Source organism: Streptomyces sp. NBC_00647 (assembly GCF_045207245.1).
GTDB lineage: Bacteria > Actinomycetota > Actinomycetes > Streptomycetales > Streptomycetaceae > Streptomyces.
The window spans coordinates 6,650,347-6,666,294 of record NZ_CP109040.1; the positions used below are offsets into that span (position 1 = coordinate 6,650,347).

12 protein-coding genes are annotated in these 15,948 nt (G+C 72.0%); 11 read left to right on the forward strand and 1 reads right to left on the reverse strand.

Translation table 11 applies throughout. The features are described from left to right. The first annotated feature begins 181 nt into the window (after positions 1-181). The 11 genes from OG788_RS29395 to moeZ all read left to right on the forward strand — a co-directional run bounded on the left by OG788_RS29395 (position 182) and on the right by moeZ (position 14,236). The gene (locus OG788_RS29395) at positions 182-1,687 is read left to right on the forward strand and encodes a DUF3152 domain-containing protein (RefSeq protein WP_406374399.1); all 1,506 of its coding nucleotides are present in this window, start codon (positions 182-184) and stop codon (positions 1,685-1,687) included. A gap of 56 nt (positions 1,688-1,743) precedes the next feature. Continuing rightward, a complete protein-coding gene (locus tag OG788_RS29400) occupies positions 1,744-1,836 on the forward strand; it encodes an Ms4533A family Cys-rich leader peptide (RefSeq protein WP_351551420.1) in 93 nt (30 codons plus the stop codon). Between the two features lie 198 nt (positions 1,837-2,034). Beyond that, on the forward strand, positions 2,035-3,753 hold the full coding sequence (locus OG788_RS29405; RefSeq protein WP_406374400.1) for an ABC transporter substrate-binding protein: 1,719 nt from the start codon (positions 2,035-2,037) through the stop codon (positions 3,751-3,753). Positions 3,754-3,757: 4 nt separating this feature from the next. Further along, entirely contained in the window at positions 3,758-4,906 is a 1,149-nt protein-coding gene (locus tag OG788_RS29410) for an ABC transporter permease (RefSeq protein WP_406374401.1), read from the forward strand. Beyond that, entirely contained in the window at positions 4,903-5,901 is a 999-nt protein-coding gene (locus tag OG788_RS29415; protein WP_356757748.1) for an ABC transporter permease, read from the forward strand. Before OG788_RS29410 ends, OG788_RS29415 begins: the two co-directional genes overlap by 4 nt. Beyond that, positions 5,898-7,628, forward strand: coding sequence for a dipeptide ABC transporter ATP-binding protein (locus OG788_RS29420; RefSeq protein ID WP_406374402.1), 1,731 nt, complete (start codon positions 5,898-5,900; stop codon positions 7,626-7,628). Before OG788_RS29415 ends, OG788_RS29420 begins: the two co-directional genes overlap by 4 nt. A 213-nt stretch (positions 7,629-7,841) precedes the next feature. Next, positions 7,842-9,638, forward strand: a complete 1,797-nt coding sequence (locus OG788_RS29425) for a DUF3492 domain-containing protein (protein ID WP_406376879.1) — start codon at positions 7,842-7,844, stop codon at positions 9,636-9,638. After that, on the forward strand, positions 9,635-11,050 hold the full coding sequence (locus tag OG788_RS29430) for a hypothetical protein (RefSeq protein ID WP_406374403.1): 1,416 nt from the start codon (positions 9,635-9,637) through the stop codon (positions 11,048-11,050). Before OG788_RS29425 ends, OG788_RS29430 begins: the two co-directional genes overlap by 4 nt. A gap of 244 nt (positions 11,051-11,294) precedes the next feature. Then, the gene (locus tag OG788_RS29435) at positions 11,295-12,257 is read left to right on the forward strand and encodes an NAD-dependent epimerase/dehydratase family protein (RefSeq protein WP_351551435.1); all 963 of its coding nucleotides are present in this window, start codon (positions 11,295-11,297) and stop codon (positions 12,255-12,257) included. Continuing rightward, entirely contained in the window at positions 12,245-12,994 is a 750-nt protein-coding gene (locus tag OG788_RS29440) for a spherulation-specific family 4 protein (protein ID WP_351551438.1), read from the forward strand. Before OG788_RS29435 ends, OG788_RS29440 begins: the two co-directional genes overlap by 13 nt. Before the next feature lie 63 nt (positions 12,995-13,057). Then, on the forward strand, positions 13,058-14,236 hold the full coding sequence (gene moeZ / locus OG788_RS29445) for an adenylyltransferase/sulfurtransferase MoeZ (protein ID WP_356757743.1): 1,179 nt from the start codon (positions 13,058-13,060) through the stop codon (positions 14,234-14,236). Positions 14,237-14,307: 71 nt separating this feature from the next. On the opposite strand, the gene OG788_RS29450 is transcribed toward moeZ, so the two are convergent. Then, complete coding sequence (locus OG788_RS29450; RefSeq protein ID WP_406374404.1) at positions 14,308-15,864, reverse strand: alpha/beta hydrolase; 1,557 nt, start codon at positions 15,862-15,864, stop codon at positions 14,308-14,310. Positions 15,865-15,948: the final 84 nt, after the last annotated feature.

The window sequence follows — 15,948 nt, forward strand, 5'->3', positions numbered from 1 at the left end:
GCGTACGCGAGCGGTTCCGGCGGCGGAGGCGGCACCCGCCCCGGCGCCGGGGCCGGATCGCGCCCGCCGCGCGGCGGCCCGGCCGACCGGCCCCCTGGGCCCCTACCCGCCCGCGGGCGGGTCCCCGCAGCGGGGCGCGCCGCGTTTCGACGAGGGGACGCCGGCGCACGGGTTCCCCCGGATGGCGGACGGCACTCCCGCGCGCGGAGTGCCGCGTTACGACGACGGCACCCCGGCACGTGGAGTGCCGCGTCTGCCGGACGGGACGCCGGCGCACGGGTTCCCTCGGACGGCGGAGGGCACTCCCGCGCGCGGGGTGCCTCGATACACGGACGGGACTCCCGCACACGGCGTCCCGCGTTTTGACGACGGCACCCCGGCACATGGGGTGCCGCGTTTTTTCGACGGGACCCCGGCGCATGGGGTGCCGCGTCTTCCCGACGGGACCCCGGCGCATGGGGTGCCGCGTCTTCCCGACGGGACGCCGGCGCACGGGATGCCGCGTCTTCCCGACGGGACCCCCGCTCACGGGATGCCCCGGGTGCGGGGCGGGCATCCCGAGCAGCGTGAACCGGGCGGTGGCTGGGGGGAGTCCAGGGCCGGTGAAGCTCCTCAGGGCGCTCCCGCCGGACCACGCGTCCCCCGGCAGCGTCAGGAGCACGCGGCGGCTCCCCGGCAGGCGTACGTCGACGCGTTCGACCTCGGAGCGGAGGAGAGCGACGACCTGTTCGCGTCGGGCGGCGGCGTTCCGGGGCGGACAGCGAATTCCCGGGCCGCCGACCCCTACGGCTCCGTCACCGACTGGGACACCGGGTCCGTCGAGACCGGTGAGCCTTCGCTGCCGGAGACCGAGGAACAGGCCGACGGCAAGGCCCGCAAGGGCTGGGCGTTCACCGGGATCGCGGCGGCCGCCGTCACCACCGTGCTCGCCGTGGTCGTGGCCGGACAGGTCGCGTCGGGACAGCACGACGCCGGCGCTCGGACGCAGGCCGCCGACGACGGCGGCGGCCGGGCGACCCAGGACTCCGCCTCGCGCGGGGACGACCGGCCGACCCAGTCGGGGGTACCGAACGTGGCCGCGGCGCCCCTGACGTACGACCAGCGGATGGCCAGGACGTACCCCCTCGGCGCGAAGCTCAAGGCGTCGGGGAAGTTCGACGCGGTGCCCGGAGTCGCCGAGGCGCCGGGCAAGGGGCGCAAGTACACCTACCGCGTCGACATCGAGAAGGGCCTCGGCCTCGACGGCGAGCTCTTCGCCGAGGCCGTGCAGAAGACCCTGAACGACCAGCGGAGTTGGGCTCACGGCGGCGCCCGTACCTTCGAGCGGATCCACTCCGGGAAACCTGACTTCGTCATCACGCTGGCGAGCCCGGGCACCACCGCCGAGTGGTGCGCCAAGTCGGGGCTCGACACCACGGAGGACAACGTCTCGTGCGACTCCGCGTCCACCGAGCGCGTCATGATCAACGCCTACCGCTGGGCCCAGGGCTCCACGACCTACGGTGACAAGATTCACGCCTACCGGCAGATGCTGATCAACCACGAGGTCGGCCACCGGCTCGGATTCGGGCACGTCACCTGCGACAAGGACGGCGAGCTCGCCCCGGTCATGCAGCAGCAGACCAAGTTCCTCGACCACGACGGAATCCACTGCCTCGCCAACCCCTGGGCCTATCCCGGGAGTTGACAGGGGGCGTCCGGGCCACGTTGACACGCGCCGAAAGATCGTTCATATTTTTCCGCATGTCGCCCCGTCACGCCTCCGCACGCGCCGCCCTTGAGCTGGCGCTCATCGGCGTGACCGCGCTCTGCGTGGCCGACATTCTCTGTCGCTGACGCCCGCCCCCGGCGAGTGCGTCGCTTTCCTCCCGTCTTGTTCCGTGCGCCCCGAATCTCTCCGATTCGGCGTGCCGGTGCCTCTTTCGATCCGGTCGGACACCGACGCCTGACGCCCTGGGCGAGCTCCGCGCTCTTCCGTCTCACCCCGCGTCAATCCGTCTCAGTGTTCGAGCCATTCCGAGAGGTCGTCTTCCGATGCGTCATCCGTCCCTCATAGCGCGCCGCGTGGCCGCGGCATCCGTCAGCCTGGTCGTGGCAGCGGGCGCCGCCGCCTGCGGTCCGGAGGACAACGATGCCAAGAGCTCCGGTGGCGACTCGCGGCCCCACATGGGCGGCACGCTCACCGTCCTGAACTCCAATCCGCAGTCGGACTTCGACCCCGCGCGGCTCTACACCTCCGGCGGCGGCAACGTGCCCTCGCTCGTCTTCCGTGGGCTCACCACCCGCAACCGCGAGGACGGGGCCGCCGGCGCCGAGGTCGTGCCGGACCTGGCCACCGACACCGGCCGCCCGAGCAAGAACGCGACCGTGTGGACGTACACCCTGAAGAAGGGCCTCAAGTTCGAGGACGGCACGCCGATCACCTCCGCCGACATCAAGTACGGCATCGAGCGCTCCTTCGCGGCCGAACTCTCCGGGGGCGCGCCGTATCTGCGCGACTGGCTGATCGGCGGGGCCGACTACCAGGGCCCCTACAAGGACAAGAAGGGCCTCGACTCGATCGAGACTCCGGACGAGCTGACCATCGTCTTCCACCTGAACAAGCCCGAGGGCGAGTTCCCCTACCTGGCCACGCAGACGCAGTTCACTCCCGTCCCGAAGGCCAAGGACAAGGGCACGAAGTACGAGGAGCACCCGGTCTCCTCGGGTCCGTACAAGGTCGTCAAGAACGAGAACGACGGCGAGCGCCTCACCCTGGAGCGCAACACGTACTGGTCCGCGTCGACCGACGCCGAGCGCAAGGCCTACCCGGACAGCATCGACGTACGGTCCGGCCTGGACTCGTCGGTGATCAACCAGCGGCTGTCCTCCTCCCAGGGCGCGGACGCCACCGCCGTCACCACGGACACCAACCTCGGCCCCGCCGAGCTCGCCAAGGTGACGGGGGACAAGGAGCTGGCCTCGCGCGTCGGCACCGGGCACTTCGGCTACACCAACTACATCGCCTTCAACCCGAAGGTGAAGCCGTTCGACGACCCGAAGGTGCGCCAGGCGATCTCCTACGCCATCGACCGCAGCTCGGTGATCAACGCCGCGGGCGGCTCGTCGCTCGCGGAGCCCGCGACGACGTACCTGCCGAACCAGAAGTCCTTCGGCTACGCGCCGTACGACCTCTTCCCGGCGGGCGAGTCCGGCAACGCGGCCAAGGCCAAGGAGCTGCTGGCCCAGGCGGGCCACAAGAACGGCCTGACCGTCACGCTCACGCACTCCAACAGCAAGGACTTCGAGACCAGCCCGGAGATCGCGACCGCCATCCAGGACGCGCTCAAGAAGGCCGGCATCACCGTCAAGCTCCAGGGCCTCGAGGACAACGACTACAGCGACAAGATCCACAGCGCGAAGACCGAGCCGGGCTTCTTCCTCGCCCACTGGGGTGCCGACTGGCCCTCCGGCGGTCCCTTCCTGGCCCCGATCTTCGACGGCCGGCAGATCGTCAAGGACGGCGCCAACTTCAACACCGGCTTCCTCGACGACAAGTCGGTCAACGACGAGATCGACGCGATCAACAAGCTGACCGACCTCGACGAGGCCGCCAAGCGCTGGGGGGCGCTGGACAAGAAGATCGGTGAGCAGGCGCTGACCGTGCCGCTGTTCCACCCCGTCTACAAGCGCCTGTACGGCAAGAGCGTCAAGAACATCGTGATCAGCGACTGGACCGGCGTTCTGGACATCTCCCAGGTCTCGGTGAAGTAGCGCCGTGAGCGAGGCACTTCTCGCCTCCCCGGCCCCTGCGGCGGACTCGTCCGCCGCAGGGGCCTCGGGGGCCCGTCAGTTCTGGCGGCGGCTGCGTGCGCAGCGCGCCGCCCTCGTCGCCGGCGCCGTCGTCGCACTGCTCGTCCTGGTCGCGCTCGCCGCACCGCTGCTCACGGCGATCGAGGGCCAGGACCCCACCACCTACCACCCCTCGCTGGTGGACTCCGCACGCGGCGGCGTCCCCGTCGGCCCGCTCGGAGGCATCGGCGCCGGCCACTGGCTCGGCGTCGAACCGCAGACCGGCCGCGACCTCTTCGCCCGCCTCGTGTACGGCGCCCGGGTCTCCCTCGGCGTCGCCCTCGCGGCGACCCTGGTGCAGGTCCTCATCGCCGTCGTGGTGGGCGTGTCGGCCGCGCTCGGGAACCGATGGGTCGATCAACTGCTGAGCCGCGTCACCGAGATCATCGTCGCGATGCCGCTGATGATCATGTCGTTGGCACTGCTGGCCATCGTGCCGAGCAGCTTCCCGCGTCCCGTCCTGGTCGCCCTCGTCATCGGACTGATCGCCTGGGGCACCCTCGCGAAGATCGTGCGCGCGCAGACGCTCACGCTCAAGCAGCTGGACTACGTCGCCGCCGCGCGGCTCAGTGGCTGGGGCACCTCGCGCATCGCCCGACGCGAGCTGCTGCCGGGCCTCGCCGCCCCGCTCATCACGTACTCCGCGCTCCTCGTGCCGATGAACATCGGTGTCGAGGCGGCCCTGTCGTTCCTCGGCGTCGGTGTGAAGCCCCCGACGCCGTCCTGGGGACAGATGCTGACCGCCGCCGACGTCTGGTACCAGGCCGCGCCGCAGTACCTGCTGCTGCCCGCGGGCGCCCTGTTCGTCACCGTCCTCTCCCTCACCGTCCTGGGCGACGGCGTGCGCACCGCCCTCGACCCGCGCGCGGCTTCACGTCTGCGCGTCGGCACGGGGCGCAGGGGCGAGGCCAAGGCGGACGCGGGCGGGACCGCCGCGGGAGCCGCCGCGTCCCAGGCAGGCGCGTCCCAGGCCGCCGCGTCCCAGGCCGGCGAGGGTGTGGGCCTGCCGGGGCAGGGCGCGGGTCCGGACCGGCCGGGTGCGCCTTCCGCCGAGACCGGGGAGGCCAAGGCATGAGCGGCTTCGGCGGTTTCGTCCTGCGTCGTGCCCTCGGCACCGCGGTCACCCTCTTCGCCATCTCGGTGATCATCTACGTCGTCTTCTACGCCACACCCGGCAACGTCGCCCAGATCACCTGCGGCCCGCGCTGCTCACCCCTCCAAGTGCACCAGGTCGCCGAGCAGTTGCATCTCGGAGACCCGCTGTACGTGCGGTACTGGCACTTCCTGGAGGGCCTCTTCGTCGGCCAGGACTACTCGACGGGCACCTCCGTCCAGCACTGCTCGGCACCCTGCCTCGGGCTGTCGTACCAGACCGACCAGCAGGTCACACAGCTGATCCTGACGAAGCTGCCGGTCAGCCTCTCGCTGGTGTTCGGCGCGATGGTCGTCTGGCTCGTGCTCGGCGTCGGCACCGGCGTCCTCTCGGCGTGGCGGCGCGGCCGGCTCAGCGAGCGGGTGCTGACCGGCATCACGCTGGCCGGAACGGCGACGCCCGTCTTCGTCATCGGCCTGATCCTGATGATCGTCGTCTGCGGCCAGCTCCAACTGCTGCCCTTCCCGCAGTACGTGAACTTCTCCGACGACCCCGAGCAGTGGGCGTGGAACCTGTTGCTCCCCTGGCTCTCGCTCGCCCTCGTCGAAGCCGCCGCGTTCGCCCGGCTGACCAGGGCCTCGATGCTGGAGACGCTGGCCGAGGACCACATCCGGACCTTCCGGGCGTACGGCGTCGGCGAGCGGTCGATCATCGGACGGCACGCCGTACGGGGAGCACTCGCCTCGATCATCGCGCTGAACGCCAACACCTTCGGGTCGGCGGTCGGCGGCGCGGTGCTCACCGAGACGCTCTTCGGACTGCCCGGCATCGGCCAGGAGCTGGTGCACGCGGTGAACGTCGTCGACCTTCCCGTGGTCGTCGGCATGGTCCTGGTCATCGGCTTCTTCGTGGTCATCGCCAACGCCGTCGCGGACGTGCTCTACGCGGTGGCCGACCGACGGGTGGTGCTGACATGAGCGACTCCTCCAAGACCCCTTCCACCGCCCCGTCACGGGCTTCTTCACCACCCCTTTCCGCCGCCCCCGCGGCGGCCTCCTCTCCGGCTTCTCTGGTCGAAGTGAGCGATCTCGTCGTCGACTTCGGGGGTCTGCGGGCCGTCGACGGGCTCTCCTTCCGGCTGGAGAAGGGTGCCGCCCTCGGCCTGGTCGGCGAGTCCGGCTCGGGCAAGTCCACCGTGGCATCCGCCCTGTTGGCGCTGCACCGGGGCACCGGAGCGCGCGTCGGCGGCACGGTCCGCGTGGCCGGTGTGGACGTACAGCGGGCATCCGACGACGAACTGCGTCGGCTGCGCGGCGGAAAGGCCGCCATGGTCTTCCAGGACCCGCTGTCGTCCCTCGACCCGTACTACGCGGTCGGCGACCAGATCGCCGAGGTGTACCGGGTGCACACCAAGGCATCCCGGCGAGCGGCACGCGCGCGTGCGGTGCGGGTACTGGACCGCGTCGGCATTCCCGACGCGGCCCGCCGGTCCCGGTCGCGCCCGCACGAGTTCAGCGGCGGTATGCGCCAGCGCGCCCTCATCGCCATGGCCCTGGCCTGCGAACCCGAGCTCCTGATCGCCGACGAGCCGACCACGGCCCTCGACGTGACCGTCCAGGCCCAGATCCTCGACCTCCTGCACACCCTGCGGCAGGAGACCGGGACGGGACTGCTGCTGGTCACCCATGACGTCGGGGTCGCGGCCGAGAGCGTCGACGAGATCCTGGTGATGCGGCACGGACGCGCGGTCGAGCACGGGCGGGTCGACGCCGTCCTCGGCGCGCCCCGGGAGCCGTACACCCGGGAGCTCCTCGGCGCCGTCCCTCGCGTCGACACACCTCGCGCGGCCGGGCGCGGCGGGAGCGCGCACGCGGCCGAGGGGTCCGGTCCGGTCGAGGTTCTCCCCCCGGACGACGTCGTTCTCGAAGCGGTCGGGCTCCGGCGGGAGTTCGGGCGCGGGAAGCAGCGGTTCGCGGCCGTCGACGACGTGTCTCTCGCTGTCCGCCGGGGCGAGACCCTCGGCATCGTCGGTGAGAGCGGCAGCGGGAAGACGACCCTGGGAAGGATGCTGGTGGGGCTCCTGGAGCCCACGACCGGTGTGGTCCGCCACGAGGGACGCGAACAGTCCGGCGTCCGTCCCTCGGTGCAGATGGTCTTCCAGGACCCGGTGTCCTCCCTCAACCCCCGCCGCAGCGTGGGCGAGTCCATCGCCGATCCGCTGCGGGCGCGCGGCGAGAGGGATGAGAAGCGCGTTCGCGGGCGGGTACGGGAACTGCTGGAGCGCGTGGGGCTCGAAGGGACGCACTACGACCGCTACCCGCACGAGTTCAGCGGCGGACAGCGCCAGCGGGTCGGCATCGCCCGGGCCCTCGCCGCCGAGCCGCGCGCCATCGTGTGCGACGAGCCGGTCTCCGCGCTCGACGTCACCACGCAGGCCCAAGTGGTCGCCCTGCTGGGCGAGTTGCAGCGGGAACTCGGACTGGCGCTGGTCTTCGTGGCCCACGATCTCGCGGTCGTGCGGCAGGTCAGCGACCGGGTGGCCGTGATGCGGCGCGGCCGGCTCGTGGAGCACGGTCCCGCCGACGAGGTGTACGAGAACCCGCGGGACCCGTACACCCGGCAGCTGCTGGCCGCCGTACCGGCACTCGATCCGGCGGTCGCGGCGCGTCGCCGGGCGGAACGCGAGGAACTGTCCCTGGCGTGACCCGATCGTGGGCCCGAGCCCAGCGAAACGTGACTGCTTGAACTCGTAGCGCGACAAAACGCTGTCCGCGCGGGAAAGTTACGACCGTTCACCCCTTTTGGTGGTGCGATGGACAACCGTCCGTCGCACCACCGCCTTGTCCGCATACGTTCGTCCCGCTGCGAGCCACCGGGTCAACGGCGGCTCCTCATACGGGAGATCGGGGGTGTGCTCGTGCGCATCGGACTGCTGACGGAGGGTGGCTATCCGTATGTGAGCGGTGACGCCAGGCTCTGGTGCGACCGGCTCGTACGGGGGCTCGGGCAGCACGAGTTCGACATCTACGCGCTCAGCCGCACCGAGCGCCAGGAGGACGAGGGCTGGATCCGGCTGCCGCCCCAGGTCGGCCGCGTACACACGGCACCGCTGTGGACGGCGCAGAGCGACGGGGTGGTGTACGGGCGACGGGCGCGGCGCCGGTTCGCCGAGGCGTACGGGGAACTGGCGGCGGCGGTGTGCGCGGGGCCGGAGGTCGTGGGCGCGGAGGTGCCGGGGGAGGGGGCGGCGTCCGCCGGTGTTGTGGCGGACCGTTTCGCCGGAGCGCTGTACGGGCTGGCCGAACTCGCCCGGGACGAAGCCGGGCTGGTCGGCGCCCTGCGCTCCGAGAGCGCCGTGCGTGCCCTGGAACGCGCCTGTCGTGCGCCCGGCGCACTCCGTACGGCCCGTACCGCCCGCGTACCCGATCTGCTCACCGTCGCCGCGCACATCGAGCGCGCCCTGCGCCCCCTCTCACTGGACTGGTACGGGGACGACGGGCTCGGCTCGGTCGACCTCTGCCACGCCGCCTCCGGCGGAACGGCGGCCCTGCCCGGCCTCCTCACCCGGCATTTCTTCGGCGTCCCCCTGCTGGTCACCGAGTACGGCGTGCAGCTTCGGGCGCACTACCTGGCCGCCGCGACCGTCGAAGAGACCCCCGCCGTCCGGGCGCTGCTCGCCGCGTTCCACGGCGGGCTCACCGCCGAGGTCTACCGCGCGGCCACGCTCATCACGCCCGGCAACGCGCACGCCCGCCGCTGGCAGGAGCGCTGCGGCGCCGACCGCGCCAAGCTGCGCACCGTCTACCCCGGCATGGAGGCCGAGCGCTTCGCGGAGGTCGGGGAGAGCGTGGAGGGCAGCCGGTGCGCGGACCCCGACGCGCTGGTGTGGGTCGGCCGCATCGAACCGGCCAAGGACCTGATCTCCCTGCTGCACTCCTTCGCCGAGATCCGCAAGGAGGAGCCGAAGACCCGCCTGCGGATCGTCGGCGCCCCCGCCGACGGCCCGGACGGCGCGACCTATCTGGCCCACTGCAAGGCCCTGGCCGCGCAGCTCTTCCCCGACGAGGCGGAGGGCGCGCACGCGGTCGGCGACAACCCGGTGTCCTTCGAGGAGATCGGCGGCCCGGAGATCCCGAGCCTCGCCGAGGCCTACGCCTCCGGAGCCCTGGTCGTCCTCTCCAGCGTCGTCGAGGGCTTCCCGATCAGCCTTGTCGAGGCCATGTTCTGCGGCCGCGCCACCGTCTCCACGGATGTGGGCGCGGTCGTCGAGGTCATCGGCGGTACGGGACTGGTGGTGCCGCCGCGCAATCCGCGGGCGCTCGCGGAGGCGTGCGTGGCCCTGCTGCGCGACCCGGAGCGCCGTGAACGTCTGGGCGCGGCCGCCCGGGCACGCGCTCTCGAACTCTTCACCGTCGAGCAGAACATCACGGCATTTCACGGCATTTACCTCGAGATCGTCTCGCACTCCCCGGTGAGTCGGGTACTGGTGGACGACGAGGGGGAGCCGTTGCCCTTCGGCGTCCCCGCCGAGGCCCACGTGCCCGGCTGCTGGACCGAGTCCCGCCTCATGACCGCGGGCCGACCGCGCTGGGCGGAGGGCGCACCGGTACGAGCCACTGTGCCCGTGCCCGTACCTGTGCCCGTGCCCGTACCTGTGCCCGTGCCCGTACCTGTGCCCGTGCCCGTTGCCGTTTCTGTGGGGGAGGGCGCGTGACCATCGACAGTGGCGGACCCGGCGCCCCGAGCGGGCTCGACGACCTCACGGACCCGGACCGGCCCGCGACACCGACGGGCTCCCGCATCTGGGACGAGCGGTCCGAGACGTGGCTCGTGGCGGACGAGACGGACGGACGGGCCACGGGTGCGGGGGAGGGGACTGCCGTCGGGACCGGAACGGACCTGGCGGATCTGGCGGGTGACTCCCTCGCGGCGGACGGGCCGGGCCCCGACGCCGGCCCCGACCGACTCCTTGGCGCGGGTCGCGGAGCCGCCCCCCGTCCCGGTGCGGCTGCCGGGGGTGCCGACCGCGCCGACGGCTCGCCGGGTGCGCGCAGGCCCACCGGACGCCGCGGCGCGGCGGACCCCGTGAAGGCGCTGATACACCGGCACCGCGAGCTCTGCGAGCGGGCCGTGGACCCGCTGGAGATCGCGGCGGGGCTGGAGGCGCACGGGGTGACCGACCGGACCGCCGCCCGCTTCCGGCACCGGGACGTCTTCTCGCTCGCCGAGGAGATGTACGCGCGCGTTCCGCGCGACGGGGAGTCCGTGCCCCGCACCGAGACTCCGGGCCGCCCCGGCACGCGCGCCTCCTGGGCGGCGCTCGCCCTGGTGCCGGGCGCCCTCGGCGCGGCCGTCGTCGCCGGGGTGCGGCTCACCGAGGGTCAGCCGCGCCTCGCCGTCGCCGCGTTCGGCACCCTGGCCATGACGCTGGGCCTGCATGCCGCCGTCCGGCGGGGTCCCCTGAGTACCCGGCACCGCACGGCGAGCGCCACCCGCGCGGGGACATGCTGGCTCATCGCGTACGCCCTCGCCGGTGACGGACTGCTGAGCGCCGGCCTCGACGGCGGCCCGGACGGCCCCTGGCCCCTGGCCGTCGCGCCCGTGCTGGCCCTCGCCCTGGGCTGCGCCCCGGCGGCCTGGTGCGCCCATCTCTTCGTCGCCCGCGCCCGCCTCCGGCTGAACGCGAGCCGAGGCCTGGAGGAGTTCGCCTCCTCGGTGCGACCCCTGCTCCTCGGAACGTTCGGCCTCTTCCTGTGCGCACTGGGCGGGCTGCTCGCGCTGTGCGGGACGGCACTGAACGAGTCGCCCGCCTACGCCGGAGCCGGTGCCCTCGGCGCCCTGTTCCTGCTCGCGCGGCTGCTGACCGCACGCGGCTTCACCCAGGCCCCGGCCATCGCGCTCGCCGCTGCCGGCGCGGCGGAGGCCATCGCCCTCGCCACGGTCTTCGCCGCCCGCCTGCCCGGCTGTTCGTTCCTGGCCGTCCCCGTCGAGGGCCTCGTCGGCGCGGGAGGACCCGGCGCCGTACCGGCCCTGGCGTGCGGGGCGGGCGCCCTCGTCCTTCTCGTCCACGCGACCCGCACCCTGACCCGCGCCTCGGCCCACGCCCTGCCCTGCGAGGCCCCATGAGCCGCGATCCGCGCCCCGACGCTCCGAGCACGGCGGCCCGGTCGACCGGGGCCGCCCGGAACCGGCCCACGACGCCCCCACCGCCGTGAGCCCTCCCCGGCGTCCGGGACAGCCTCCCGGATCCGGGCCCCCTTCTCCCGCGGGGCCGACACCGCGGGCCCTCTCCCCGACCTACGGCATCACCCGAAGGAGACAGTCAGATGATCACCTCCCGAACCGGAGAATCCGCCCCGGGAGCCGCCCGATGAGGGTCCTGCTGATCGGAGCCAACGGTTACCTCGGCCGCTTCGTCGCCGACAGACTGCTGGCCGACCCGGCCGTGCAGCTCACCGCGCTCGGCCGGGGCGACGACGCCGACGTACGGTTCGACCTCGCCTCGGGCAGCCCCGGCGCGCTCACCCGCTTCCTGGACGCGGTGCACCCCGGAGTCGTCATCAACTGCGCGGGCGCCACCCGCGGCGGCGCCCGCGAACTGACCCGGCACAACACCGTCGCCGTCGCCACCGTCTGCGAGGCCCTGCGGCGCAGCGGCTGCGGGGCCCGGCTCGTCCAGATCGGCTGCGGCGCCGAGTACGGGCCCAGCCAGCCCGGCTCCTCCACCGCCGAGGACGCCGTGCCGCGCCCGGGCGGCCCGTACGGGGTGAGCAAACTCGCCGCGACCGAACTCGTCCTCGGCTCCGGCCTGGACGCCGTGGTGCTCCGCGTCTTCTCACCCGCGGGACCCGGCACCCCCGCCGGATCCCCGCTCGGCCGGCTCGCCGAGGCACTGCGCCGTGCCATGCAGGCCAGCGACGGCGAGCTCAAGCTCGGCGGTCTCGGCGTCCAGCGCGATTTCATCGACGTCCGTGATGTCGCCCGCGCCGTCCACGCCGCCTCCCTCTCCGCCGCACAGGGCGTGATCAACATCGGCTCGGGCCGTGCCGTGCGCCTCCGGGACGCCGCCGCCGTCCTCGCACGCGTGGCCGGCTACAGCGGCACCCTGCACGAACTCGACGGCCCGCCCGGCTCGTCCATGAGGGCGTCCATCGGTCACCCCCGTCCCGAGCCCGACCACGGGGCCCCGGTCGCGTACCCCTACCCGGACGGCTGCGGCAGCTGGCAGCAGGCCGATGTGCGCACCGCACGCGACCGGCTCGGCTGGCGGCCCCGGATCAACCTCGAGGAATCCCTCGCGGACATCTGGATGGAGGCGGCATGTCGTATCTGACCAGCACCGCGACCGGCAGTGCGAGCACCGATCTAGGACTCGGCTTCGGCATCCCCGGCTATGCGCACCCCCTCGTCGCGCCCGTGGAGTGGGACGAACTCACCCGCCCCGGCACCCCCTTGCACTGGGTCGTCCTGAACGTGGACAACGGTCCCGGCACCCGCCCCGACCCGCGCTGCCTGGAGGCCTCGGGACGGCTGCGCAACGCGGGTGTCCGGGTGCTGGGGCTCCTGGACACCACCTACGGCGCACGCGCCTTCGGCGAGGTGATGTCCGATGCGCGGCGCTACCTCGACTGGTATCAGGCCGACGGATTCCTCCTCGGCCGCTGCCCCGGGGAGCGCGCCGCGCTCCCCGGGATCCGCCGCACGGTCGACGCGCTCCGCGCGCTCCGTGACGGTGCCCACATCGTGCTGGGTCACGGCACCCACCCGCACCCGGGATATGCCGAGAACGCCGACCAGCTGGTGACCTTCTCAGGACCCTGGACCGAGTACCGCTGGTCGCAGGTCGCCGAGTGGACCGCCGACCATCCCCCGGAGCGCTTCTGTCACTTCGTGCACGGTGTGCCGCGCGGGCACCTGGACGAGGCGTTGCGCATCGCCCGCTGGCAGGGCGCCTCGACGATCTACTTCACCGACCGCTCGGATCACGGAGGGACGGCCGACCCCTGGGAGTCGATGCCCGGCTACTGGGACGAGATCGTCTCGCGGATCGGAACGGGTGTCTCGGAATGAAGAAGGGCGTGGCAGTGTTACGCGGAGAACAACTGTAGTGATTGACCGACCAACGGAGTCCCCGTGTCGCTGCCACCCCTGGTCGAGCCAGCCTCTGAGCTCACCGTAGACGAGGTCCGCAGGTACTCCCGCCACCTGATCATCCCCGATGTGGGCATGGACGGGCAGAAGCGGCTGAAGAACGCCAAGGTGCTGTGTGTGGGCGCCGGCGGCCTCGGATCGCCGGCGCTGATGTACCTGGCCGCGGCCGGCGTCGGCACGCTCGGCATCGTGGAGTTCGACGAGGTCGACGAGTCGAACCTGCAGCGCCAGATCATCCACAGCCAGGCTGACATCGGCCGTTCCAAGGCCGCGTCGGCGCGCGATTCCGTACTGGGCATCAACCCGTACGTGAACGTGGTCCTTCACGAAGAGCGGCTCGAGGCCGAGAACGTGATGGACATCTTCAGCCAGTACGACCTGATCGTCGACGGCACGGACAACTTCGCGACCCGCTACCTGGTCAACGACGCGTGCGTGCTGCTCAACAAGCCGTACGTGTGGGGCTCGATCTACCGCTTCGACGGCCAGGCCTCCGTGTTCTGGTCCGAGCACGGCCCGTGCTACCGCTGCCTCTACCCGGAGCCCCCGCCGCCGGGCATGGTCCCCTCCTGCGCCGAGGGCGGTGTCCTCGGCGTGCTGTGCGCGTCGATCGGCTCCATCCAGGTCAACGAGGCGATCAAGCTCCTCGCCGGCATCGGTGAGCCGCTCGTCGGCCGCCTGATGATCTACGACGCCCTGGAGATGACGTACCGCCAGGTGAAGGTCCGCAAGGACCCGAACTGCGCGGTCTGCGGTGAGAACCCGACCGTCACCGAACTCATCGACTACGAGGCCTTCTGCGGCGTCGTGTCCGAGGAGGCGCAGGAGGCGGCCGCCGGCTCGACGATCACTCCCAAGCAGCTCAAGGAGTGGATCGACGACGGCGAGAACATCGAGATCATCGATGTCCGCGAGATCAACGAGTACGAGATCGTCTCGATCCCCGGTGCCAAGCTGATCCCGAAGAACGAGTTCCTCATGGGCACCGCCCTGGAGACCCTGCCGCAGGACAAGAAGATCGTCCTGCACTGCAAGACGGGTGTCCGCAGCGCGGAGGTCCTCGCCGTCCTGAAGTCCGCCGGTTTCTCCGACGCGGTGCACGTCGGCGGCGGTGTGATCGGCTGGGTCCACCAGATCGAGCCCGAGAAGCCGGTGTACTGACCGACTGCTCGACCCGCTCTTCCGATGGCGGGGGTTTCGCGAACCGGGTGTTCGCGAGACCCCCGCCGTCGTCATGAACAGACCTTGCCGTCCTTCGGCACCGTCCCGTCCAGCAGATAGCTGTTCACGGTCGAGTCGACGCAGTCGCTCCCGCTCCCGTAGGCGCCATGGCCCTCGCCCTTCCAGGTGAGCTCCACGCCCACACCCTTGCCGAGCTCGTCCGCCATCCTGCGGGCGCCCTCGTAGGGTGTCGCCGGGTCCCCGGTGTTGCCGACGATCAGGACGGGCTCGGCTCCCGGCGCACTCACCTCGGGGGTGTCGTACTGACCGGCCACCGGCCAGTCGTGGCACCAGCCCGCCGTGTCCCAGCCCATGAAGTCGCCGAAGACGGGCGAGATCTTCTCGAACTCGGGCAGCCGCTTCCTCGTCTCCTCGGGAGTCGGTCGCTGCTTGTCGTCCAAGCACGATATGACCCGTTGGGAATGCGTCGTCGTGCCGTAGTGCCCCGAGGAGTCACGTTCGTTGTAGCCGTCGGCGAGCGTCAGCAGCTCCGAACCGTCCCCGTTCCCGGCCGCCTTGAGGGCGCTGGTGAGGCTCGGCCAGCCCTGCTTGCTGTACAGCGGGAGCACGATGCCGGTGAGAGCCAGGGACTGGCTGAGCTTGCGCCCGCTGCTGGTGGGCAGCGGCTTCGCGTCGATCCGCTTCAGCAGGTCCGCGATCTTCCGGGAGCCCTGCTTCGGGTCCTGGCCGGTGGACTTGAGGTAGTCGTCCAGGGCGCGCTGGAAGCCGAGCGTCTGGTTCTTGGCGTGGCCCACGGCGTCGGCGCCCGGGTCGACGACCGCGTCGAGCACCAGGCGGCCCACGTTCTTCGGGAACAAGTGGGCGTACACGCCGCCCAGTTCGGTGCCGTACGAGATGCCGAAGTAGTGCATCCGGCGGTCGCCGAGGACCTGGCGCATCAGGTCCATGTCGCGGGCCGTGTCGGTCGTCGAGACGTGGGCCATCAGCTTGCCGGCGGCCTTCGCACAGCCCTTGCCGAAGTCCGTGGCGTCCTTGAAGTACGCCGCTTCCTCGGCCGCGTCGTCCGGTGTGGCGTCCAGGGACTCCGAGGCCTGGATGGCCTTGTCGCCACGGCACCGCACGCCTTCGCTGGCGGCCACCCCGCGCGGGTCCCAGCTCACCAGGTCGTACCGGTCGTGGAGCGAGCTGACGACGCTCTCGTACGACGGCAGTGTGGAGACGCCCGAGCCGCCGGGGCCGCCGAAGTTGAACAGGAGCGAGCCGATGCGCTTGCCCTGGGCGCCGGTCGCCTTCGAGCGGACGAGCGCGAGGCCGATCGTCTCGCCGCCCGGCTTCGCGTAGTCCAGCGGCACCTTGAGCGTCGCGCACTGCCAACCGCTCCCGGGCGCGGGGGAGTCCGAAGTGGCTTTGCAGCGGCCCCAGTCGAGCTTCTGCGAGGTGAGCGAGGCCGGCAGTCCGGGCGACCCGCCGGAAGACGGCGCGGTGGCCGACGGTGGTCCGTCGCCGTTCTTGCCCTCGTCCTTGCCGTCGCCGGACGAGCCCCCGCTGCAGCCGGCCACCAGCAACGCGGCGGCGGCAGCGGCCGTCCACCGTGCGAAACGTGTCATGAGCGTCCCCCCTTGCCCGTGGTCCGCCCGAAGTCGCGGATCACATGCAGGCAATAGTAGGCGGCGGCCGCCGACCGCCGCCGA